General features: G+C 69.6%; 18 protein-coding genes. 8 read left to right on the top strand and 10 right to left on the bottom strand.

Translation table 11 applies throughout. The features are described from left to right. Nucleotides 1-3 precede the first annotated feature (3 nt). A complete protein-coding gene (locus ACIBG8_RS35465; RefSeq protein WP_397347472.1) occupies nt 4-1,275 on the top strand; it encodes an MFS transporter in 1,272 nt (423 codons plus the stop codon). A 49-nt stretch (nt 1,276-1,324) separates the two neighbouring features. Here ACIBG8_RS35465 and ACIBG8_RS35460 read toward each other — a convergent pair whose 3' ends face one another. Continuing rightward, the gene (locus ACIBG8_RS35460) at nt 1,325-2,620 is read right to left on the bottom strand and encodes an MFS transporter (protein WP_397347471.1); all 1,296 of its coding nucleotides are present in this window, start codon (nt 2,618-2,620) and stop codon (nt 1,325-1,327) included. 276 nt (nt 2,621-2,896) lie between these two features. Between ACIBG8_RS35460 and ACIBG8_RS35455 the strand changes: the two genes are divergently transcribed. Genes ACIBG8_RS35455 through ACIBG8_RS35445 form a run of 3 tightly spaced genes read left to right on the top strand, consistent with a single transcriptional unit; the run spans nt 2,897 to nt 4,601 of the window. Continuing rightward, a complete protein-coding gene (locus ACIBG8_RS35455) occupies nt 2,897-3,562 on the top strand; it encodes a sirohydrochlorin chelatase (protein ID WP_397347470.1) in 666 nt (221 codons plus the stop codon). A 42-nt stretch (nt 3,563-3,604) separates the two neighbouring features. Next, the gene (locus ACIBG8_RS35450) at nt 3,605-4,159 is read left to right on the top strand and encodes a GNAT family N-acetyltransferase (protein ID WP_397347469.1); all 555 of its coding nucleotides are present in this window, start codon (nt 3,605-3,607) and stop codon (nt 4,157-4,159) included. 52 nt (nt 4,160-4,211) lie between these two features. Beyond that, nucleotides 4,212-4,601 (top strand): hypothetical protein, encoded by a 390-nt coding sequence (locus tag ACIBG8_RS35445; protein ID WP_397347468.1) that lies wholly within the window; start codon nt 4,212-4,214, stop codon nt 4,599-4,601. Here ACIBG8_RS35445 and ACIBG8_RS35440 read toward each other — a convergent pair. From ACIBG8_RS35440 to ACIBG8_RS35410, 7 genes are read right to left on the bottom strand one after another with little or no spacing between them, the layout of a single operon-like run. Then, entirely contained in the window at nt 4,588-5,979 is a 1,392-nt protein-coding gene (locus ACIBG8_RS35440; protein ID WP_397347467.1) for a sulfatase, read from the bottom strand. The genes ACIBG8_RS35445 and ACIBG8_RS35440 overlap by 14 nt on opposite strands. Before the next feature lie 29 nt (nt 5,980-6,008). Then, complete coding sequence (locus tag ACIBG8_RS35435) at nt 6,009-8,270, bottom strand: alpha-L-fucosidase (protein ID WP_397347466.1); 2,262 nt, start codon at nt 8,268-8,270, stop codon at nt 6,009-6,011. After that, nucleotides 8,267-11,098 carry a glucoamylase family protein gene (locus tag ACIBG8_RS35430; RefSeq protein WP_397347465.1) on the bottom strand — a complete coding sequence of 944 codons (2,832 nt, stop codon included), beginning with the start codon at nt 11,096-11,098 and terminating at the stop codon, nt 8,267-8,269. Before ACIBG8_RS35430 ends, ACIBG8_RS35435 begins: the two co-directional genes overlap by 4 nt. After that, on the bottom strand, nt 11,095-11,916 hold the full coding sequence (locus ACIBG8_RS35425; protein ID WP_397347464.1) for a carbohydrate ABC transporter permease: 822 nt from the start codon (nt 11,914-11,916) through the stop codon (nt 11,095-11,097). Before ACIBG8_RS35425 ends, ACIBG8_RS35430 begins: the two co-directional genes overlap by 4 nt. Continuing rightward, nucleotides 11,913-12,794: a carbohydrate ABC transporter permease gene (locus ACIBG8_RS35420; protein WP_397347463.1), complete on the bottom strand. Its 882-nt coding sequence runs from the start codon at nt 12,792-12,794 to the stop codon at nt 11,913-11,915. Before ACIBG8_RS35420 ends, ACIBG8_RS35425 begins: the two co-directional genes overlap by 4 nt. A 1-nt stretch (nt 12,795) precedes the next feature. Next, nucleotides 12,796-14,043, bottom strand: coding sequence for a sugar ABC transporter substrate-binding protein (locus ACIBG8_RS35415; RefSeq protein ID WP_397347462.1), 1,248 nt, complete (start codon nt 14,041-14,043; stop codon nt 12,796-12,798). 53 nt (nt 14,044-14,096) lie between these two features. After that, nucleotides 14,097-15,089 (bottom strand): LacI family DNA-binding transcriptional regulator, encoded by a 993-nt coding sequence (locus tag ACIBG8_RS35410; RefSeq protein WP_397347461.1) that lies wholly within the window; start codon nt 15,087-15,089, stop codon nt 14,097-14,099. Between the two features lie 141 nt (nt 15,090-15,230). On the opposite strand from ACIBG8_RS35410, the gene ACIBG8_RS35405 reads away from it, so the two are divergent. Further along, on the top strand, nt 15,231-16,301 hold the full coding sequence (locus ACIBG8_RS35405; RefSeq protein WP_397347460.1) for a hypothetical protein: 1,071 nt from the start codon (nt 15,231-15,233) through the stop codon (nt 16,299-16,301). Nucleotides 16,302-16,341: 40 nt separating this feature from the next. After that, nucleotides 16,342-16,800, top strand: a complete 459-nt coding sequence (locus tag ACIBG8_RS35400; RefSeq protein WP_397347459.1) for a hypothetical protein — start codon at nt 16,342-16,344, stop codon at nt 16,798-16,800. Between the two features lie 448 nt (nt 16,801-17,248). Here ACIBG8_RS35400 and ACIBG8_RS35395 read toward each other — a convergent pair whose 3' ends face one another. Then, the gene (locus tag ACIBG8_RS35395) at nt 17,249-17,794 is read right to left on the bottom strand and encodes a TIGR03086 family metal-binding protein (protein WP_397347458.1); all 546 of its coding nucleotides are present in this window, start codon (nt 17,792-17,794) and stop codon (nt 17,249-17,251) included. 66 nt (nt 17,795-17,860) lie between these two features. Here ACIBG8_RS35395 and ACIBG8_RS35390 point away from each other — a divergent pair, with 66 nt between their 5' ends. After that, entirely contained in the window at nt 17,861-18,394 is a 534-nt protein-coding gene (locus ACIBG8_RS35390; RefSeq protein ID WP_397347457.1) for a TetR/AcrR family transcriptional regulator, read from the top strand. 10 nt (nt 18,395-18,404) lie between these two features. Beyond that, a complete protein-coding gene (locus tag ACIBG8_RS35385; protein WP_397347456.1) occupies nt 18,405-19,247 on the top strand; it encodes a phosphotransferase in 843 nt (280 codons plus the stop codon). Here ACIBG8_RS35385 and ACIBG8_RS35380 read toward each other — a convergent pair. Beyond that, complete coding sequence (locus ACIBG8_RS35380; protein ID WP_397347455.1) at nt 19,244-21,046, bottom strand: hypothetical protein; 1,803 nt, start codon at nt 21,044-21,046, stop codon at nt 19,244-19,246. The two genes, ACIBG8_RS35385 and ACIBG8_RS35380, sit on opposite strands and share 4 nt — an antisense overlap.

Raw genomic sequence — 21,046 nt, 5'->3', positions numbered from 1 at the left:
AGCATGCCAACAGCGAGCTCCCCCAGGCGCGTGATCGTCGCCGGACTGATCGGCACGTCTCTCGAGTGGTACGACTTCTTCCTCTACACGACGGCGTCGACCCTCGTGTTCGGCAAGCTGTTCTTCCCGACCTTCGACCCGCTCAACGCCACCCTGCTGGCTCTGGCGGCCAACGCCGTGGCCTTCGTCGCCAGGCCGCTGGGCGGCGTCGTCTTCGGGCACTTCGGCGACCGGGCCGGGCGCAAGACCGTGCTGGTGGTCACGCTGCTGATCATGGGCGGCGCGACGTTCCTCATCGGCCTGCTGCCCGGCTACGACACCATCGGCGTGGCCGCGCCGGTCCTGCTCGTCACGCTCAGGTTCGTACAGGGGCTGGGCCTGGGCGGGGAGTGGGGCGGCGCGGTCATCATGTCGATCGAGCACGGCTCGCCCGAGCGGCGTGGCTTCAACGCGAGCTGGCCGCAGGTGGGCGTGCCCGCCGGGTACGTGCTGGCCACCGCGTTGCTGACGCTGCTCAACGCCGTGCTGCCCGACACCGCGTTCCTGGCGTGGGGGTGGCGGATCCCGTTCCTGCTGTCCGGCGCACTGGTGCTGGTCGGGCTCTGGGTACGGCTGCGCATCACGGAGTCGCCGCTGTTCGAGCAGGTCGACAAGGCCAAGATGCCGCTGGTCGAGGTCCTGCGCCGCCACCCGCGCGCGCTGCTGTCGGCGTTCACCGCCAGGATCGGGGTGGACGTGGCGTTCTACACCTTCACCGTCTATCTCTTCGTCTACATCGACAAGACCCTGCATCTGGAGCGCTCGGTGGGGCTCACCGCGCTGCTCATCGGGTCGGCGCTGCAGCTCGCGCTCATCCCGCTGTTCGGGGCGCTGTCCGACCGGATCGGCAGGCGCGCCGTCTACCTGGGCGGGGTCGTGGGCGCGGCGGTCTGGGTGTTCGTGTTCTTCCCGCTGCTCGACACCAAGTCGTTCCCGCTGATCGCGCTGGCCACCGTCGTGGCCCTGGTCACCCACGCCGCGATGTACGGCCCGCAGGCCGCGTTCATCGCCGAGCTGTTCAGCACCAGGCTGCGCTACAGCGGCGCGTCGATGGGCTACCAGGTGGCCGGGATCTTCGGCGGCGCGCTCGCCCCGATCATCGCGCTGAAGCTGCTCGACATCTTCCACAGCACGCTGGCCGTCTCCCTCTACGTGCTGGTCGCGCTGGCCGTCACCGGCGTCGGCCTGGCCATCGCCCCCAAGCCGGACGACGCGCGCGTCGTCGAGACCGTCTGACCCGCCGCGAGAGGGACGGGCGGCGGCTGCCACCGCCGCCCGTTTCGCTCTACGCGGTCGTCTTCTCCACGGTCGGGGCCGGGGAGCGCCACGGGCCGCGGAAGGCGGCGAGGGCGCCGGCGAAGACCACCTGGCCGACGAGCGCCACGATCAGCCACGTCTGCCAGCCGCCCACCTTGACCACGGCGGGGGCCACCAGCAACAGGACCACGATCATCACGCGGACGACCATGCCCCACAGCCCGAGCGCGGCCCCTTGCAGGCGCGGGTCGACGTCCTCCGCGTCCTCGGAGAAGTTCGCCATCCACGGCACGTAGCCGATGCCGAGCGCCACGAACAGCGCGCCGTACACGAGGGCGACATGGGTCGGGCTGGCGGGTGTGCCGAGGATGCTGATGTAGTAGGCCAGCACGGCGATCGTGAGCACCACCCCGACCAGGGTGAACGGCTTGCGCAACTGCCTGCCGTCCGACAACCGTCCGACGACGACCACCACGATGGCGTTGAGCCCGATGGCCAGCGCGACCACGCCGTTGGCCGTGGCCGTCTCCATCTTGAAGCCCGACGTCATGATCGCCACGCCGAAGATGGCGAAGGTCCAGTAGAGGATCTGCCAGGCGGTGTTGCCGAACACGTGCGCCCACAGGTGCGGGTGGCGCAGCAGCTCGCGCACCCGTCCCGGGTCGATCTTCTCCTCGACGTTGAGCTCGGACTCAGCCTGCATGACCTGGGCACGCAGCGCGGCGGACGGCTCGGCGATCTGCCAGATGATGATCGCGCACAGGATCAGCGAGACGACGCCCATGATGATCGCCTGCGACTGCCAGTGGTTGCCGAACAGCGGCAGCGTGGTGGCCGCGATCAGCGCGGCCAGCCAGGCCGCCCCCACCGGGCCCCAGGTCCAGAACGCGAACGCCTGCGCCCGCCCCAGCCTCGGGGAGAAGTCGCGCACCAGCGAGGCGGTGATCGTGATGCCGGCGCCCTCGATGAAGAGCATCAGGCAGCGCACCCACAGCAGCCCGTTCGCCGTGTCGACGGTGGCGAGCAGGAAGTTGCACGCGGCGGTGACGGTCAGCGTGGGGACCAGGATCGTGACCCGGCCCCAGCGGTCGGACAGGATCCCGCCGAACCCGGCCGACAGCCCGCCGACGAGCACGGAGACCGCCGCGATCACCCCGTAGAACTGGAGCGACATGTCCAGGTCCGCCATGAGCAGCGGCAGGATCGTGGAGATCGTGGTCTCGAAGTTGGCGATGAGGCTCGCGAGTACGGCTATCGCCAGCAGATAGATCCTGCGGCGTCCAACCGGGTACACGGTGAGCTCGCGGACATAGAACGGCTTCATCCATCCTCCACGGGACGGTGGTGCGGAAGGTCGCTCTAGAACGCGTTTCTAGTGGTTCCCAAAATTCACCTTTAGGGCTGATATGTCAACAATCCCAGCCGTCACAATGTGATGTCGGCCACAGTGAGACCCGTCGGCTTTTAGGGCCTATTGCACGCTTGGTGGGTAGACTGCGCGCCTGTGAGCTTGCCTGTGCGTCAACGTTCCCCCCGGCCAGGTGGCGGCCGCCACCGCGCGCCCGTTCCCACGTCCCTGCCCTCGGACGCCCCTGTTCTCGTGCTCGCCTCACCGGGCCCGGTCGAGGGGGTGGCGGCCGAGATCGCGGCCGTCGTCAGGGTCGGCAACCCGCAGATCGAGGTCGTCCTGGCGACCGTGGCGGACCTCGCAGAAGCGCTGCCGGAGGGCCGCGAGTCCGTCGTGGTACCGCTACTCACGTGGCCGGACCCGCGGATCATGACCGAGATCGGCAAGGCCGTGGCCGCCAGCGGCGCCCAGGCCACCGTGACGGAGGCGCTCGGGCCGCACCCGCTGCTGGCCGAGGCCCTGCACATCCGGCTGGCCGAGCGCGAGCTGGCCAGGGTCGACCGGGTCCGCCTGCTGAACGTCTCCAGCCCCGTCGACGCGGTCATCCTGGGCACGGTCGGCGGCGAGCAGGCCGTGCACGCCGCGCAGCCGACCGCGGTACTGCTGGCCTCCCGGCTCACGCTGCCGGTGGTCGCCGCCTCGCTGGACAGCTCGCCCGGCGTGGCCGTGGCCGCGGAACGGCTGCGCGCGGCGGGAGCGTCCCGCCTGGCGCTGTCTCCGTGCGTGATCGACGCCCCTTCCTCGCTGGTGGAGGAGGCGGCGGCAGCCGTACAGGCCGGGTTCGCCGAGCCGCTCGGCGCGCACAGCGCGGTGGCGGAACTTGTCGCGCGAGCTTACGGCAGTCAACTGGCCTCTTGACAAGGGTTGTAAAGATCAGATAGAAGGCGTTACCTTCTGCCCATGCGCTGCGTCCACGTCACCGGCCCGCGTCTCTGCCTCCGCGACGTCACCCATGCCGACGTCGCGGCGCTGCACGCCGTGTACGGTGACCCGGCGGCGACCGAGCACCTGCCGTTCAACCCGCGCAGCGTGGACGAGGTGACGCAGATCGTCTCCGAGGCGATCGACGCCGCCAAGGTGGAGCCGCGCCGGTTATACGTCCTCGCCGTCACCGAGCCGGACGGCGGGCCGGTCATCGGCGTGGCCAGGCTGCACGTCGAGGCCGACCACCCGCACAGCGCGGAGATCGGCCTCGGTCTGCGCCCCGACCAGTGGGGCAGGGGCATCGGCACCGACCTGGTGCGGCTGGTCGTCACGTTCGGCTTCCGCCAGCTGCGCCTGCACCGCATCTGGGGGGCGCGCTCGCCACTCAACGTGCCCGCGCAGCTGGCGATGCTGACGGCGGGCATGGTCGAGGAGGGGCGCATCAGGCACCACGTGCTCACGCCGTCGGGGTGGCGTGACTCGATCGTGCACTCGGCGCTGTCCGACGAGTGGGAGGGCGAGCGGCGCTGACCCTGCAGGCTTGCAGGTACCGCCAGGCCACCGGCCGGGTCAGGCTTTGGCCATGAACATCACGAAGATCAGCACCGCCCTCGCCACCGTCGCCCTGACCGCGACGCTGAGCGCCGCCCCCGCGAGCGCCTCCTCGGACAGCTGCTCGGGGCGGCCGTCCGGCACCTACTGCGTCACCACCTTCGGGAGCGCGCCCGGGTACCTCTACCCGGCCTCCGGCACCGACAAGATGTTCCAGGGCTACCTCTACGCCGGGAACAACTACGTCTACTGCCGGGCCTGGGGGCCGGAGAAGCGCGTCGGGTCGGACTACAACCACTACTGGCTGTGGACCACCCTGGACTCCACCGGCAACAACGGGTGGGTGTCCGCCTACTACCTCAGCAACTGGGGCAACGACCAGGCCAAGGACAACTCCGGCCGCGAGATCAAGGACTGCTGACCGGCTTGTCCCCCACCTCGGCCTGGACCCTGGCGAGTTCCGCCTCCAGCGCCGCGCGGACCTCGGCGTAGGCGGGGTCGGCGTGCACGTTGCGCAGCTCCCACGGGTCCTCGGCCAGGTCGAACAGCTCCCACTCCGGCTCGAAGACCCGGTCGGAGGTGCCGGGGAGGCCGAGCCCGTCGGCGTAGTAGTACATGAGCTTGTACCGGTCGGTCCGCACCCCGTAGTGCGCCCACACGTGGTGGATGCCGTCGTCGTGCTCCCAGTAGCGGTAGTACACCGACGTGCGCCAGTCCTCCGCCGCCTCGCCGCGCAGTTGCGTGCGGAACGAGCGGCCCTGCATGCGGGGGTGCTCGGCCACTCCGGCGAAGTCCAGGAACGTCTGCGCGAAGTCCACGTTCACGATGAGGTCGCCGTTGGCGGATCCGGCGGCGATCTCGCGCGGGTAGCGGATGAGGAACGGCATGCGCAGCGACTCCTCGTACATGAACCGCTTGTCGTACCAGCCGTGGTCGCCCAGAAAGAAGCCCTGGTCGGAGGTGTAGACGACGATCGTGTCCCGGCTCAGCCCCGCGTCGTCGAGGTGGTCGAGGAGGCGGCCGACGTTGTCGTCGACGCTCTGCACGCAGCGCAGGTAGTCCTTGATGTAGGTCTGGTACTTCCACAGCGCCTGCTCGTCCTCGGTCAGGCCGGGGGGCAGGATGCGTTTCAGGTCGTCCATGCGCAGGTGGTGCTTCACCGTCATCTGGGCGGCCCGCGCGGCCCGTCCCTCGTGCTCCTCGAAGAACGTCTCGGGCACCGGGAGGTCGTCGGGGAACAGGTCCAGGTGTTTGGCGTCGGGCTCCCAGTTCCTGTGCGGCGCCTTGTGGTGAACCATCAGGAAGAACGGGCGATCACGGTCGACGGATGACAGCCAGTCGACTGACAGATCCGTGATGATGTCAGTGCAATACCCGGGGATCGTTCGCTGCGATCCGTCCATGTCGAGGAACACCGGGTTGTGGTAGCGGCCCTGGTCGGGCAGCACGGTCCAGTGGTCGAAGCCCCTGGGGTCGTGGATGCCGCCGTGGCCGAGGTGCCACTTGCCGACCAGCGCGGTCTGGTAGCCGCTCTGGCGCAACATCTCCGGTAGGGCGGGCTGGCGGGCGTCGTACTCGGTGGAGAGCGTCTGGACGCCGTTCACGTGGTTGTAGGTGCCGGTCATGATCGAGGCGCGGCTGGGCGCGCACAGCGAGTTGGTGCAGAAGACGTTGTCCAGGCGCATCCCCTCCTCGGCGAGGCGGTCGATGTTCGGCGTGTGGTTGATCCTGCTGCCGTACGCGCTGACGGCGTGGGCGGCGTGGTCGTCGGCCATGATGAAGACGATGTTCGGTCGCACGCGGGCGTCCTCTTTCCCGGAAATGACGGTCAGCCCTCTGCGGTGAGGGCCCAGATGTGCAGGTTGACGTTGTTCGGGAAGTTGCCCGTCGGCTTGGCCACCGTGACCGACGCGACCTGCCTGCTCGCGTCGACGGCGAAGGTGTGCAGGTTGACGTAGGCCCCGGCGACCTTCTCGCCCTTGTCGTTGAAGCGGTACCTGGTGGCGATGGCCACGGGGGTGTTGCCCGCGCCGAGCCAGTCGGCGAAGGTCATCGGCAGCTCCTGCGTGGAGCCGTCGGTGTAGGTGACGGTGACGGTGGTCCTGCCGCCCGCGCCCCAACCGGCCGAGGCCAGCAGGTGCAGCTTGCGGTAGGCCCCGGGGGTGACGGGTAGCGGCTGGCCGTCGACACGGACGTTGTTCAGCTCGCCGTCCTCACCCGACGGCCACTGGAAGTGGATCTTCTGCGGGCTCTCCCAGGCGCCGGGCGCGGGCAGCTGGTCGGCCGGGTAGCGGCCCTTGTTGCCGTCGAAGTCGCCGTCGGCCGGGTTGGCGGGGGTGGAGATGCCGTCGTTGGTGAAGGCCAGGTCCATCGTGGTCATCGGGCCGAGGACCTGCAGCGCCGCGCTGGTCTCGTAGACGGGGTCGACGCCGCCGCCGACGACCGCGGTCACCTTGAGCGTGGCGTCTCCGGGCGTGATGGGCGCGGTGTAGGCGACGTCGACGGTGACCCTGGTGTGCGGCTGCAGCGCCCGCACGGTGGCGGTCGCCCGGCTGCCGCCAGGTCCGGCGAGCACCACCGTGCCGGGCGTGGTGGCCCGGTCGCCGCGGTTGGCCACCGTCACCGGTACGGTGACCGTCTCCCCCGGCCTGGCCTGTACGGCGGGCGCCTCGACGCCGACCAGCGCCTCCAGCTTGTGCTGGTAGCCGGGGCGGGCGAAGCGGAAGGTGTAGGCGCCGGTGCCCGGGTCGCTCACCTTGGACGTGTCGACGGTGATGGCGCCGTCGGCGTCGCGCGTCCACTTCAGCGGCCCCTGGTTGCCGAGCAGGTAGACCTTGTCGCCGTCCTTCGCCGGGACGGGCGCGGTGAGCTTCAGCGACGCGCCGGGCCACCGCAGCGCGGTGGCGTAGAAGGCGTGCGGCTGGGTGGTGTAGCGGATCGGGACGTTGGCGCCCTTGTCCTCTGCCTGGGTCCAGTAGCGCGAGCCGTAGATCGCCTCGCCGTTGACCTTGAGCCAGGCGCCGAGCTCGCGCACCCGGGCGGCCTGGGTCTCGTACATGCTGCCGTCGGCCTTGGGGCCCATGTTGAGCAGCAGGTTGCCGTTCTTGGACACGACGTCGACGAAGGAGTCGATGAGCTGGTCGGCGGTCAGGTAGTCCTCCGGCTTCTCCTCGGCGTTGTAGCCGTAGGAGTGGCCGATGCCGCGCGAGGCCTCCCACTTGGCCTTCTTGATGTCCGGCTCGACGGAGTACTCGGGGGTGGTGAAGTCGGCGGGCACGTTGGTGCCGCACCGGTTGTTGACCGCCACCTCCTGGCCGCGCGCCGCTGCCTGGTTGAAGTAGTAGGCGTTCAGCTCGGTCGAGTTGTTCACGTTGCCCAGGCCGATGTCGCACCAGACCACGTCCGGCCTGTACTGGTCGATCAGCTCCTTGAGCTGCGGGAACTGGTGATCCTTGACGTAGTCGCCGATCTCCTTGTAGCCGGTGTACGGAACTGGCTCGCCGGTGAGCCAGTTCTTGGGCGGGGTGCCGCCGAACCAGCCGCCACCGATCCTGGGCATCTTCGGGTTGAACCACTCCGGCATCGAGTAGTAGTAACCGCGCTTGAGCCCCTGGTCGACCTGGGCGAGCTCCTTCACGAAGTCGCGATGCGGGCCGTACTTGACGGTGTTCCTGTCCGTGGTTTTGGTGTCCCACAGCGCGATGCCGTCGTGGTGCTTGGTGACCAGCGTGTAGTACTTGGCGCCGCCCTCCTTGAACAACGACGTCCAGGCACGGGCGTCGAACCTGTCGGCCTTCCACTGCTGGAAGAAGTCGTCATAGGTCACCTGAGGGCCGTACGTGTCCAGGTGGTGCTGCTTGAACTCCGGCCTGGCGTTGTCCTGGAGGCGCTTCCAGTACCACTCCGCGTAGGCGCCGACCGGCGCGAAGGCGGGCACGGCGTAGGCGCCCCAGTGGACGAAGATGCCGAGCTTGGCGTCCTCGAACCACTGCGGGACCTCGTGCCTGGCGAGCGACTCGAAGGTCGGCTGGTACGGCGGCGCCACCGGCTGCGGGGTGAGCAGGGTGAGCGCCAGAAGGGCTTTGATCATGAGTGCGACTCCCATTCTTCGAGCGCCATGATCGGCTTGAGGTTGGTTTCCGCCTCGCCCTGGCTGAAGTAGCCGCGCAGCTTGTCGCCGGTCAGCGCGTTGCCGACGGCGGCCAGGAACATGCCCTGGTCCAGGGAGAGGTAGCGCTTGGACACCTGGCCCGACCTGACGGCGACCGCGTCGTAGAACCCGCCGGGTCCGTAGCTGTCGAGGTCGCGCCTGAGCCTGGCGAGGTTGTCGAGCGCCTCGCGCGGGGCGTAGCGGTAGGCCAGGGCGGAGGCGTGCGGGGTCACGACGCCGTCGCCCCAGGTGGCGGGCCGGGGCTGGGCCGTACGGCAGCCGTCGAAGCCGACGTCCACGGCGGTGTTCTCCTGGTCGGAGAAGTAGCCGCCGGTGCTGAAGCCGATCTCGTCCACCCCGTAGGCGCGGTAGCCGCCCGCCGGGTTGTTGGACGGCGAGAAGCCCCAGTAGCCGTAGCCCGCCTCGGTCAGTCCGTGCTGGATCTGCGCCTTGACGAACACCGGGTGGTTGCGCCCCCACGAGTTCGCGCCCCAGGTCTCCTCGGGCACGACGAGCGTGGGCATCAGCGCCTCGAACATCGAGCCGCCCGCGTTGGGCACCAGGCGCATGCCGCGGTAGCCGTACGTGCCCTCCCAGACCTGCTTGCCCAGGTAGGTCTGGTACGAGCCGACCGGCTTCTGCTCCTGGGCGCAGTTGGTGTCGGGCAGCGAGCGCCACGGGCCGAAGTACAGCTCCTCGGGGAGCTGGCGGAGCGAGATGCCGACGTAGGCGGCGATGCGGGTCTCGCCGAGGCCCGCGTAGTGGTTGCAGGTGTACCAGACGCCCTGGCCCTCGACCAGGCAGCGGCCGTCGTCCGGCTTGGCGGGGTAGACGCCGCCGCGCATCAGCCCGGCAGCGGGGTTGTAGTAGAGGCGGAAGTCCATTCGCGCCAGGAGCGCCTGCGCCTGGTCGTGGAGCTGCGGGAAGGCGGTGCGCGCCACCATCAGCCCGGCCGCGAGCCAACCGTTGTCGACGCTCGACAGGAACGGATATTTCTGGGCCAGAGTGGCGTCGGCCGGGTTGTACCAGTTGTAGAACATGCCCTGGTAGTTCGGCATGCCGCCGAGCGTGTCGAGCACCTTGCCCGCGCGGGCGAGCGCGTCCGCTGCCGTGATCAGGCCGGTGTCGCGGGCGGTGGAGACGCCCCACAGGTACATGCCGATGTTGGTCGGCGAGGTGAACGTGGCCCTGGAGCCTGGGCTGAGGTCGCCGCCGATGTTGTCGCTCGGCAGGCCGGTGGCGGGCTCGACCATGGCCGCCATCGACGCCCAGGTGTCCCTGGCGTACGTCTGGAGCGTCCCCGCGTCGTCGCGGGGCCTGGCGTTGAACTCCTCGACGGCCAGCAGCGGCCGGATCCGCAGCTCGGTCAGACCCCTGCTCCAGTAGTCGCGCAGGGAGTCCCCGGCCAGCGCGGCCATCACCATCGACTGGTCGAGCGTGAGGTACTCCTTGGCGACCGTTCCGCTCCTGACGGCAACCGCGTCGTAGAAGCCGCCAGGTCCGTAGACGTCGAAGTTCGCCTTCAGCTTCGCCAGGTTGTCGAGCGCCTCGCGCGGGGCGTAGCGCAGGGCCAGGAAGCTGGCGTGCGGGGTGACGACGCCGTCGCCGTAGCCGCCCGGCTCGCGCTGCGGCTGCCTGCAGCCCCCGAAGCCGGTGTCGGTGGCGGTCTTCTCCTGGTCGGAGTACGCGCCGTCGGCGCCCATGCCGATCGCGTCCACCCCGTAGGCGCGGTAGCCGCCCGCCGGGTTGTTGGACGGGGAGAAACCCCAGTAGCCGTACCCGGCGTCGTCGAGGCCGTGCTCGATCTGGGCGCGCACCCACAGCGGGTGGTTGACCGCCCAGCTCCTCCTGCCCCACTCCTCCTCGGGCACGAACAGGTTCGGCATCATCGCCTCGAACATCGAGCCGTTCCAGTTGGGCACGAACCGCATGCCGCGGTAGGTGTAGGCGCCCTCGAACACCTTCACCCCGCCGTAGGTCCTGTAGTCGCCGACCGGCTTCTGCTCCTGGCCGCACTCGGTGGGCGGCAGCGTCCGGTTCTGACCGAAGTACGCCTTGGCGGCCGGCACCTGGCCCAGCGCGATGGCGACGTAGCTGACCATGCGGGTCTCGCCGAGCGCGCCGTAGAAGTGGCAGGTGAAGTGCACGTCCCTGGCCTGCTCCGAGCAGGTGGTGCCGCCCGGCGGGACGATCCAGAAGCCGCCGCGCATCAGGCCGCCGCCCTCGTTGGCGCCCGTGGCGCCGTCCTGCCAGAACCAGCGGAAGTCCATCCGGCCGAGCAGCGGGGCGATCTTGTGGCGGAGCTCGGGGAAGGCGTTCCTGACGACCATCAGGCCGACGGCCGCCCAGGCGTTGTCCACGCTGGAGACGAACGTGGAGGCGGGCGTGCCGTCCTTCAGGCCGCCGGTGTACGGGTCGTACCAGCGGTAGAACATGCCAGAGGGCCGGTGGTAGTCGAGCTTGGCCAGCGCGTCCAGCGTGCGCTCCACGCGCTGCCTGGCGGTGCGGCGGTCGATCACGCCGGCGCGCCAGGCGCTGGTGCCCGACCAGAGGTAGCCGCCGAACGGGGTCGGCCCGGTCTGGTGGGAACGGATCTTCAGGGTGGCGTCGACGTAGCTGGCGGGCAAGCCGGTCTCGGGCGAGATCAGCCCCTCGTCCAGCGACCTCCAGGTGTCTTTCGCGTACTGCAGGAGAGTGGTGTCGGCCTTTGCCGGTGTGGCGACAAGCCCTGATAAGAGCAGGAGTAACACGAAGGCGGCGTGTCTCATTTGAGTCCTGTCGTGGCTATGCCTTGCACGAAGTGGCGCTGGAAGAAGACGAAGACGGCGATGACCGGGAGGACGAGCATCGTCGAGCCCGCGAGTAGCAGGCCGTAGTCGGTGTTCTGGTGGTCGAAGGCGAACAGCGCGACGCCCACCGGCAGCGTGAACAGGTCCTTGTCCTGGGCGACCATGAGCGGCCACAGGAAGGAGTTCCAGGAGCCGAGGAAGGTCAGGATGGCCAGCGTGGCCAGCGCGGGCCTGCACAGCGGCAGGATGATCCTGAAGAAGATCAGGAACTCCCCCGCGCCGTCGACCCGCGCGGCATCGGTGAGGTCGTCGGGCAGGCCGACCATGAACTGGCGCATCATGAACACGCCCATCGGCCCGGCCAGCGCGGGCAGGACGATGCCCGCGTAGGTGTTGATCAGGCCCATGCTCGCCACCACCACGAAGGTGGGGATGACCAGCACCATGCCGGGGACCATCAGCTTGGACATGACCAGGCCGAAGACGACCTTCTTGCCGGGGAAGTCCAGCTTGGCCAGGGCGTATCCGAGCATCGAGCAGAACAGCAGGTTGCCCGCGGTGATCGCGACGGCGATCACCACGCTGTTGAACGCGAGCCTGCCCAGGTCGAGCTGGGTCAGCAGCTCGGCGTAGTTGGCAAGCGTCGCCCGCTCGGGCAGCACCGTGGGCGGATATTTCCAGATCTCACCCTCGGGCTTGAACGAGCTCGACACCATCCACACGAACGGCAGCGTGACCACGACCAGCCCGATGACCAGCACGCCGTAGATCCACGGCTGCCCGCGATAGGTCCTCATCGCTCCCTCATCAGCCTGAACTGGATCATGGTCAGCGCGGCGATGATCGCGAACAGCACCCACGACATGGCGGCCGCGTAGCCGTACTGGCCGAAGCCGAACGTCGTGTAGATCTGGTAGGAGATCGAGTTGGTGGTGTTCAGCGGCCCGCCCTGCGTCATGATGAACGGCTCCTCGAAGAACTGCAGGTTGCCGATGACCGAGATGACGACCATGAACAACGTGGCCGGTCGCAGCATGGGCAGCGTCACCCCGCGAAACGCCTGCCACCGCCCGGCGCCGTCGATCTCGGCTGCCTCGTACAGCTCGCGCGGGATGCCCTGCAGCGCCGCCAGGAAGATCACCATGGCGAAGCCGGCATGCCGCCAGACCGCCATGAGGATCAGCGCGGGCAGCGCCGTCCTGGTGTCGTTCAGCCAGGCCGGGCCGTCGATCCCGACCAGGCGCAGCGCCGAGTTGATCAGCCCGGTGTCGGTGCTGAGCAGGTAGCGCCAGATGACCGCGACGGCCACGCCGCTGGAGACGACAGGGAGGTAGAAGCTCACCCGGAAGAACGTCTTCAGCCGGTTGACGCCCGAGTTGAGGGCGATCCCCAGCGCCAGCCCGATGGCCAGGGTGAACGGCACGCTGAACGCGACGAAGAACAACGTGTTGAACGTCGCCTGCCAGAACTTGTCGTCGCCCAGGATCCTGGCGAAGTTGCCGAGGCCGACCGCGTCGATGCTGAGCGGGTCGCGCAGGTCGGTCGAGCGCATGTCGGTGAAGCTCATCACGACAGACACGAGCAGCGGGACGAGCTCGAAGGCCGCGTAGAGCAGGACGAACGGCAGCGCGAACACCCAGCCCGCCACCGCCCGCCGGGTGCGCGCCGAGGTCATGTCAGGCCCCGGTCCCGATGCCCTCGGCGCCCTGCTGCAGCGCCTTGGCCGTGTCCTCCGGCGAGACCCCGCCGACGATCATCTTCTCGGTCTGGTCCTCGACCAGCTTCTGGATCTGGGCGTAGGTGGAGATGGCTGGCGTCGCCCTGGTGTCCTTCAGCTGCTCGCCGAACGGGGCGACCTTGTCGTTCTGGAGCGCCGGATCCGTCCAGGCGGACTGCACGCTGGGCAGGTCCTTCTGCAGGCCGTACCACTTGACCTGCACGGCGGGGTCGGTCAACCACTTGACGAACGTCCAGGCGGCGTCGCGGTTCCTGGAGTCCTTGAAGACCGCCAGGTCGGCGCCGCCGACGAAGGAGGTGCGGGTCCTGTCGCCTGGCACGGGGGCGACGGCGAACTTGTCGGCGAAGCCCGCGCCGCCGAGCTCGGTGAACTTGCTGACCATCCACGGGCCGGTGATCTGCATGGCCAGGCTGCCGTCGACGAACCAGCGCTCGGCGTCGCCCGGCTGGGTGGCGGTGGGGGCGAGCTTGCCGGTGAAGAACGACTGGTAGTAGGTGAGCGCCTTGACCGTCTCGGGCGAGTCGAAGGTGAACTTTCCGTCCGCGCCCAGGATGTCGCTGCCCTGCTGCCAGATCCACGGCATGAACACGTCGGCGGCGCCCGCCTTGCCCGGCGGCAGGTACATGCCGTACTTCGCGCCGCCCTTGGACTGCGCGGCCTTGGCCGCCGCCTTGAGCTCGTCCCAGGTCTTCGGCGCTTCCTTGATCCCGGCCTTGTCCAGGATGTCCTTGCGGTAGAAGAGCACCCGGGTGTCGACGTACCAGGGCACGCCGTACAACGTGTTGTTGACCGTCGGCGGCTGCAGCGAGCTGGGGAAGAACGCGCTCCTGTCGATCAGGCTGGGCACCGGGTCGAGCGCGCCCGTCTTGCCGAACTCCGACATCCAGGTCGTGCCCATCATCGTCAGGTCGGGCGTGGTCTTGGCGGCGATCGCGCCGGCGAGCTTGTCGTGCGCCTGGCCCCACGGGATCGCGGTGATCTCCAGCTTGACGCCCGGATTGGCGGCCTCGTACTCCTTGGCCAGTTGGGGCAGCTTCTCGCCCTCGCCGCCCATGGCCCAGACCTTGAGGGTGCCGGACTGCCCCTCCTTGACGTCCTTGGCGGCCTCCGGCACCCCGGTGTCCGCGGTGCGGCCGCAGGCGGTCAGGACCAGGGCGGCGGCGAGTAAACCGACGGCTAATCTCATGGTGATGCTCCTTGTGTAAGCGCTTTCACTCTTGGGTACGGCTGAACGCCGTTTCAGTGCTGTCCGCAGCTCGCGCGGACGGTGAGCTCGGTGGGCAGGATCTGGTGCCTGGGCTCCGTGCGCGCCCCGGACATGAGCTCGGCCAGCGCGCGGGCCGCCGCCGCCCCGAGGGCGCGCATCGGCTGGCGGACCGTGGTGAGCGGGGGCCAGGCGTGCTCCGCCGCCATGATGTCGTCCCACCCGGTGACCGCGACGTCCTCGGGCACGGCGAGGCCGAGCTCGCGCGCCGCCCGCAGCGCGCCCAGGGCGATCTCGTCCTGGGCGCAGACGAGCACGTCGGGACGCTGCTTCCGGCCGAGCACCAGCGTCGCGGCCCGATGTCCCGCGGCCACGCCGTACTCGGTCAGCTGGACGGCCTCCGGAGCGGGGACGCCGGCGTCGGACAGGGCGGCAACCACCCCTGACCACCGCTCGTCGACGTCGGCGCCCCCGCTCGGCCCGCCCAGGAAGGCGAACCGCCGGTGGCCGTGGCCGAGCAGGTGCTCGGCCAGTAGCCGGGCCGAGGTGGCGTTCTCGCTGGTCACGACGTCCGCCCCGGCCACGGGTGTGCGGGTCAGCAGGACGGTGGGCCTGCCGCCCGCGACGAGCTCGCTGACGACGTCGTACGGCGCCGTCCGCCCGAAGACGACCATCCCGTCGACGCGACCGGCGAGCTCCTTGATCGCCTCCTGGACCCGCGAGCGGCCCTGCGTCGACAGGATGATCACGGAGTGGCCCAGCTCGGAGCAGACCTCCTCGAAGCCGAGGAGGACCTCCGCGTAGTAGGGCCCGGTGAGGCTCGGGAAGACGATCCCGGTGGCGGCGTGGCGGCCTTCGGCGAGGCTGACGCCCAGGCGACTGGGGGTGAAGTTCAGTTCACGAGCCGCCTGGAGCACGCGCTCGCGGGTCTCGGCCCTGACCGACCCCGATCCGCGCAGCGCCCGGGAGACGGTCGCGATGCCCACGCCGGCCCGCTGCGCGACGTCGTAGATCGTCGCCTCAGACATCGGAACTCCCTTCGCTCTGGAACCGCTTCCAATCGCCTTGGAACCGCTTCCAAACGGAGTGTGCCATCGAGAGATCGGACCTGTAAACCCCCGCTATCGGATTGTGAGAACTCGTTGATCGGCGCGGTCCAAGGTGTGAGCATGCACCCCCTTCCCACCACAGGCGTGGCCAGGTTCCCCGGCGGCAGGCAGCTCAAGGTGACCACGGCCGACACGCACCGCGTCATCGACGAAGCGGTCACCGAGATGTCCATCAACCACGACGTGGACGCCAACACCATCGAGGTCAGGGTCGTCCCGGCGAACGGCGCCGGCCCCAAGATCTACGTGCTGTCCCGTTACGACGTGTACGGCTTCATGCAGCACGGCATCGCCGAGCCCGCCTACGACCCGGCCTCGAACTCCCCCAAGCACTACAAGACGTGGCCGATCCCCGGCCCCTACAGCACCGGCGACAAGCCGCACCCGTGGGACGTGGTCCAGGGCGAGAAGCAGGACTGCCGGATCCTGTCGGCGCTCCAGGTCCTGGCGCTGTGCCAGCCCAAGATCCTCATGCAGGCGCTGACCTGCGACGTCGGCGCGGGCACCTGCACGGTCATGCTCCGCCGTACACCGGGGCCCAAGGGGGTGGCGGCGACGACGGCGCCGCTGGAGGCGTTCACGTTCACCACCGCGCTGCCGTGCAAGTGGACGGGGCCCAACACGGCCACGCAGCTCCTGTACGCCGGGGCGGACTCGGTCATCGACTACCTGCCGCTGTGGCCGAGCTTCTTCGAGAAGGCGCTGGCCGTCATGTGGGGCGGGTACGGCGCGCTGGCCGGAGCCGAGGAGCGCAGCCTCATGTCGGCGCTCGGGATCACCACGATGCAGGCGATCCAGTTCACCAAGGCGGCCAGGACCGGGGAGCAGAACGTCCGCGGGTGGATCACGACCCTGTGCGACGCGTTCGCCGCCGGGTGCCCGACGACGGCTTTCATCATCGGGAAGCAGCACAACTACGGCATCGTCGGCGTTTCACCGACGCATGTGGTGGTGTGCGATCCCAACAGTCGGCAGACGGGCGACTACTACGCGCGGTGGAACGACTCCCCGCGGATCTTCGACGGGACGCCCGCCATGCTGCAGAGCTCGGTGAACTTCCCGATGAAGCTCACGTGGGCGCAGTTCTTCGAGAACTTCATGTGGGCCTACATCTTCCGCCCCTCGGCGTGAGTCCGCCGGATTGTCGGAGGCTCGCTCTACGATGAGCCGCATGCTCGACTCGCTGATCGTGCCGCTGTTCGTCACCACGGATCTGCCGCCTGGGGCGGAGCTGGCGGAGTTCGGTGCGCTGCTCACCGACGCCGCCAGGTCGCTGGACCATGGCGGGGTGCGTTATGACGGGTTCCTGGCCGGCAAGGTGTTCTGGCTGGATCGCCCGGTGATGCCGGGGCAGCGGCCCGCGGCTTCCACGGAGCTGCGGTTCGCGGCCATGCTGGGGTATCTGGCTGTTTCTGGGGGTGACCACGAGGTGCGGTCGGTGGTGGCGGACGTGCGGCGGGCGGTGGTGGCGGCGATCACGGCGCGCTATGGGGCGTCGGGGGCTCCTGCGCCGGCGGTGTTCGCGATCCGGGAGCGGGATGTGCGGGAGCGTACTCCTGAGGCGGCGCTGTTCATCGACACCCGCGACGCCGTCCCCGACCTCGCCACGGCCACCCGGGCTTACCTGTAGGGGTTCGCTTTCCCCGACCCTCCAGGTTCAGCCGCCTCTTTCCGCCTCCCCGATCGTCGGGGTCCGCTCTCTCTGGCAAGAACGCCCCTTTGGGGATGCGTGGGTGGGCGCCTCGCCAGAAGGCCGCATGGCTGGGAGACCGTGCGACCCGTTGAGGTCACGAGCCTTTGGCCGCCTTCGCGGGCCTCAGGAGGGTCGCGTGGATACTGGCCCCAGGCCCGCTCGCGAGGGGCGGCCCATGGAACTCCCCAATGCCGCCAGAGGGTCGCTACTGCTGCTGGGCCAGCCACTCCGCGAGACAGGCCTTGGCCGTACGCGTGCAACGCCGCGGTGATCCGCCCATGAGCCTCACGGACCACGGCGGGGTCGTCCACCCTGATCCCATGACCACGGCCGCATCGATCGCAGGAGTCGCGTCGCCGCTGGTCACGCCACTCAGCCGTTGGATCTACCCACGGCCGAGGAAGGCGAGGAGGCGGCGGTGGGCCGGAGCGTCGGGCTCTGGCTGGAGTTCGGCGTTGAAGACGCCCGGCAGGCGGTAGGCGTCCATGCCCATCGTGCGCATCGTGCCCAGCAGCGCGTCGCAGGCGTCCTCGTCCACCAGGTGCTCCTGCCCGGTGGCCACCGCCAGGTCGGCCCCGTGGACGACGAGCTCCGTCAGGTGGATCACCGCCGCCATCGGCCCCGGGAGCACACCCAGCGAGATCTGGACCTTGCCGTCGAGTGCGCCAGGACGCTGCCAGGCGGCCAGGTCCGCCGCCGCGGCCGCGCGGTAGGCACCCGCCGGGTCGGCGGCCAGCCAGTCGTCCTCGTGGTCGCCGTGCGCCCTGCCGTCGAGTTCGGCGGCGAAGATCTGCATCCCGCCCACAGTGTGGTTGAGCAGCGTTCGCACGTCCCATTCCGCACACGGAGTGGGCAGGTGCCACTGGTCGTCGGCTATGCCGTACACGATCGTGCCGGTGACGTCGATGGCCCGCTGGATCTGTCCGATCATGATGCCCTCCTTGAGTTAACGCTCGTTAGGTTACGCAGATTAGCTAACGGATGTAAAGTGAGATTCATGCAACAACGACGACGGAACGCGCGCGGCGAGGGAGCGCGGCTGCGGGACGAGATCATCGACGCCGCCACCGCGATCCTGGAGGAGACCGGCAGCGAGGACGCGATCACCCTGCGCGGGGTGGCCCGCCAGGCCAACGTGGCGGCCCCGTCCATCTACGCCCACTTCACCGACCGGGAGGAGATCGTCGCGGCGGTGGTGGCGCGGGCGTTCGGCGAGCTCGACGCGTCCCTCGCCGAGGCCGCCGAGGGCGGCCTGCGGGCGATCTGCGAGGCCTACCTGGACTTCGCGGCGGAGCGCCCGCACCGGTACCGGGTGGCCTTCGGCCGCCACCACAACCTCCCGGCCGGAGAGGTGTCAGCCGAGGGCCAGGCCGCCTTCACCCGACTGGTCGACGCCTGCGCGGGAAACCGGCAGACCGCGACCCTCATCTGGATCTCCCTGCACGGCTACGCCTCCCTGGCAGCCGCCGTCCCCGCGTTTCCCTGGCCCGACCGCCCCGCCATGCTCACCGCGATCCTCGCCCAAACCTGACAATGGGATCATGAGCACCTACGTCGAACCAGCAGAGTCCCAGCCCGAGATCCCCCTTGCCGGTGGCGACGTGACCGAGGGGGTGGTGCGCGTTGGGGACACCGTGCGCAGGCCGGTCGGGCCCAACTCACCCCTTGTTCACGCCCTGCTGCTGCACCTGGAGGACGTCGGGTTCGCTGGGGCGCCGCGGTTCCTCGGGATCGACGCGGCCGGGCGGGCGGTGCTGACGTTCGTCCCCGGGGAGGTCGCGGGACGGCCACGTCCGGACTGGGTCGCCGACGAGGGGCGGCTGGCGTCGGTCGGGCGGCTGGTGCGCGCGTACGACGAGGCCGTCGCGGGATTCGTCATGCCCGAGGGGGTGCGGGCTGACCTGGGGTTCACGGAGGCGCCGGGCACTCCCCCGGCTCCGCCGTACCCGGATGAGCTGGTCGGGCACATGGACTTCACGCCCGACAACCTGGTGTTCCGAGACGGCGAGGCCGTCGCGCTGATCGACTTCGACAACGCCAAACCGGTCACCAGGGTCGACGAGGTGCTCAACGCGATGCTCTACTGGGCGCCGCTCGGCGACCCTGCCGACGCCGACCCGCCGCTGCGCGGCGTCGACGTGCCGCGTCGCTGCCGGATCCTCGCCGACAGCTACGGGATGTCGGACGTCGAGCGGGCGCGGCTCGTCGAGGTCGCCGTCCTGCGCACCCGGCGCGCGTGGTTCCTGATGAAGCAGATCGCCGAGGAGCAGGGCGGCGGCTGGGCGCGCATGTGGGACGAGGGGGTCGGCGAGAAGATCAAGCGGCGGGAGGCGTGGCTGGACCGCCACGGGGCCACCCTCCACGCCGCCCTGGCCTGGGGTTAGGGGGTCAGCTCGATGAAGGAGACGGCGGGCATGGGGAGGTCGAAGGTCAGGACCAGCTCGCCGTTCGACGGCTCAGCCGTCGTGGGCGGGTGGAGCTCGTCCAGGGTGTTGGCGGCCTGGAGCTTCGGCCACTGGTCGTCGGTCGGCCAGTCGGAGTCGCCCATCGACTGCCAGACCGAGCGGATGTTGGAGTGGTCCTCGTCGATGCGGTGGTGGGTCACGGCGTAGCGGCCGGACAGGCCTGACACCTTCAGGGTCACCGTTCTGGCCAGCTCAGGGGCGCCGTCGGCCTGGGACTGGTTCAGGGTGCCGTTCCACACCAGCACGCCGATCCGGCCGTCGGGGTGGCGGGCTGCCCAGGTCTCCACCGCTGCCGCGTCGCCGGTGGTCGAGGTGGCGAGTTCGGCCGGGCCCAGGCGCTGGGCCAGGGTCAGGGCGTGGTACCTGGGCTTGCGCAGGTTGCCCACGGTGAGGAGGCCGAAGCCGCCGTGGAACAACCTGGGGGGACGGCCCAGCTCCTCGAAGTGGTCGGAGGCCACCCAGTGGGAGAGCGCCTCGATGCGTCCGGCCGAGGACTTCATGCCGTGCAGGAGGTACGTGGCCCCGAACGGGCCGTCGCCGATGCCGTGGAAGTGGGTGGGGGTGGGGCCCCACTCGGTCCACCAGATCGGAGTCCCCTCCCGGCCGTGCCTGGCCAGGGCGGGACGCCAGTCCAGGGGGGCGTTGCCGTACGTGTGGGTGGAGACGAAGTCGAGCGCGGCGCCTGACTCGGCCACGTGCGCGAGGAGTTCCTCCACCCAGCCGTTGGCGGCCGACGACGGGCCGCCCACGCGGAGCCGGGGGTGGACGTTCTTCACCGCGGCTGCCGTCACGTCGTAGAGGAGGAAGTACTCCGACGGCGTGCCGGACCAGAACACCGCGAGGTTGGCCTCGTTCCACACCTCGAAGGCCCAGTTGTCGATCAGCTCCTGGATGCCGTAGCGGTCGGCCAGGTGCTCGACCAGGGCGTGGACGAGGTCGGCCCAGGCCTCGAAGTCCTTGGGCGGGGAGATGATCGCGTTGTAGGCGAAGACCGTCTTGGTGGGGTCGCCGGCGAGGTCGCGGGGCATGTAGCCGAGCTCGACGATCGGGCGCAGCCCGAAGCTCATGATGGTGTCGTAGACCTCGTCGATCCTGGAGAAGTCGTAGACCGGGCGGCCGTCGACCTCCTTGTAGACGCCCAGGTCGTCGCAGAGGATCGCGTGCGCTCGTACGGTCTCCACGCCGAACTCCGCGCGCATCGTTCTGAGGGCTGTCGTCAGCTCCTCGCCGATGGGCCTGCCGCCTGAGGTGTCCTCGCACAGCATGTGGGAGAGGTGCTCTGAGCCGATCATGTACTGCCAGGGGCGGGGAAGGTCGCGGACGACCTCCCCCGCGTTCACCGCGATGGCGGCTGACGGCCGCACCGAGGCGGTCAGGGGGGCTGCCGTCACGGGCGAGGAGTGCGGGCCGGTGACGTGCATGGCGGCGATCGCGGCCACCGTGTACGACGCCGCGCCCTGACCCGTGTCCACGTAACGGCAGTCCGGGACGGCTGGGACGTCCACGTCCGGCTGCTTGACGGACACGCCGTCCCGGAACACGTGGTACCCGATGGCGCCGGGCACCGGATCCCAGGTCAGCGTCACGTGACCCGCCCCGGGCGCGGCCACCACCCCGCCGGGCGCCGCCAGCGTCACCGAGTCGACCGGCGCGACCTGCCCGGACTCCTGGTAGATCCGCTCCTGCCAGTCACGTCGTGCGGCGTCAGCCGTACTCAT

This window comes from Nonomuraea sp. NPDC050556 (genome assembly GCF_044457355.1).
Taxonomy (GTDB): domain Bacteria; phylum Actinomycetota; class Actinomycetes; order Streptosporangiales; family Streptosporangiaceae; genus Nonomuraea.
Note: the sequence above shows the minus strand (reverse complement) of the source record. Positions and strands in the feature narration are given on the sequence as shown.

Coding starts and splice junctions, on each gene's coding strand:
- ACIBG8_RS35445 (WP_397347468.1), top strand. CDS start 4,212: ATGAACATCACGAAGATCAGCACCGCCCTCGCCACCGTCGCCCTGACC.
- ACIBG8_RS35425 (WP_397347464.1), bottom strand. CDS start 11,916: ATGAGGACCTATCGCGGGCAGCCGTGGATCTACGGCGTGCTGGTCATC.
- ACIBG8_RS35405 (WP_397347460.1), top strand. CDS start 15,231: ATGCACCCCCTTCCCACCACAGGCGTGGCCAGGTTCCCCGGCGGCAGG.
- ACIBG8_RS35420 (WP_397347463.1), bottom strand. CDS start 12,794: ATGACCTCGGCGCGCACCCGGCGGGCGGTGGCGGGCTGGGTGTTCGCG.
- ACIBG8_RS35380 (WP_397347455.1), bottom strand. CDS start 21,046: ATGAGTACGGCTGACGCCGCACGACGTGACTGGCAGGAGCGGATCTAC.
- ACIBG8_RS35415 (WP_397347462.1), bottom strand. CDS start 14,043: ATGAGATTAGCCGTCGGTTTACTCGCCGCCGCCCTGGTCCTGACCGCC.
- ACIBG8_RS35385 (WP_397347456.1), top strand. CDS start 18,405: ATGAGCACCTACGTCGAACCAGCAGAGTCCCAGCCCGAGATCCCCCTT.
- ACIBG8_RS35400 (WP_397347459.1), top strand. CDS start 16,342: ATGCTCGACTCGCTGATCGTGCCGCTGTTCGTCACCACGGATCTGCCG.
- ACIBG8_RS35450 (WP_397347469.1), top strand. CDS start 3,605: ATGCGCTGCGTCCACGTCACCGGCCCGCGTCTCTGCCTCCGCGACGTC.
- ACIBG8_RS35430 (WP_397347465.1), bottom strand. CDS start 11,098: ATGAGACACGCCGCCTTCGTGTTACTCCTGCTCTTATCAGGGCTTGTC.
- ACIBG8_RS35410 (WP_397347461.1), bottom strand. CDS start 15,089: ATGTCTGAGGCGACGATCTACGACGTCGCGCAGCGGGCCGGCGTGGGC.
- ACIBG8_RS35390 (WP_397347457.1), top strand. CDS start 17,861: ATGCAACAACGACGACGGAACGCGCGCGGCGAGGGAGCGCGGCTGCGG.
- ACIBG8_RS35460 (WP_397347471.1), bottom strand. CDS start 2,620: ATGAAGCCGTTCTATGTCCGCGAGCTCACCGTGTACCCGGTTGGACGC.
- ACIBG8_RS35395 (WP_397347458.1), bottom strand. CDS start 17,794: ATGATCGGACAGATCCAGCGGGCCATCGACGTCACCGGCACGATCGTG.
- ACIBG8_RS35435 (WP_397347466.1), bottom strand. CDS start 8,270: ATGATCAAAGCCCTTCTGGCGCTCACCCTGCTCACCCCGCAGCCGGTG.
- ACIBG8_RS35465 (WP_397347472.1), top strand. CDS start 4: ATGCCAACAGCGAGCTCCCCCAGGCGCGTGATCGTCGCCGGACTGATC.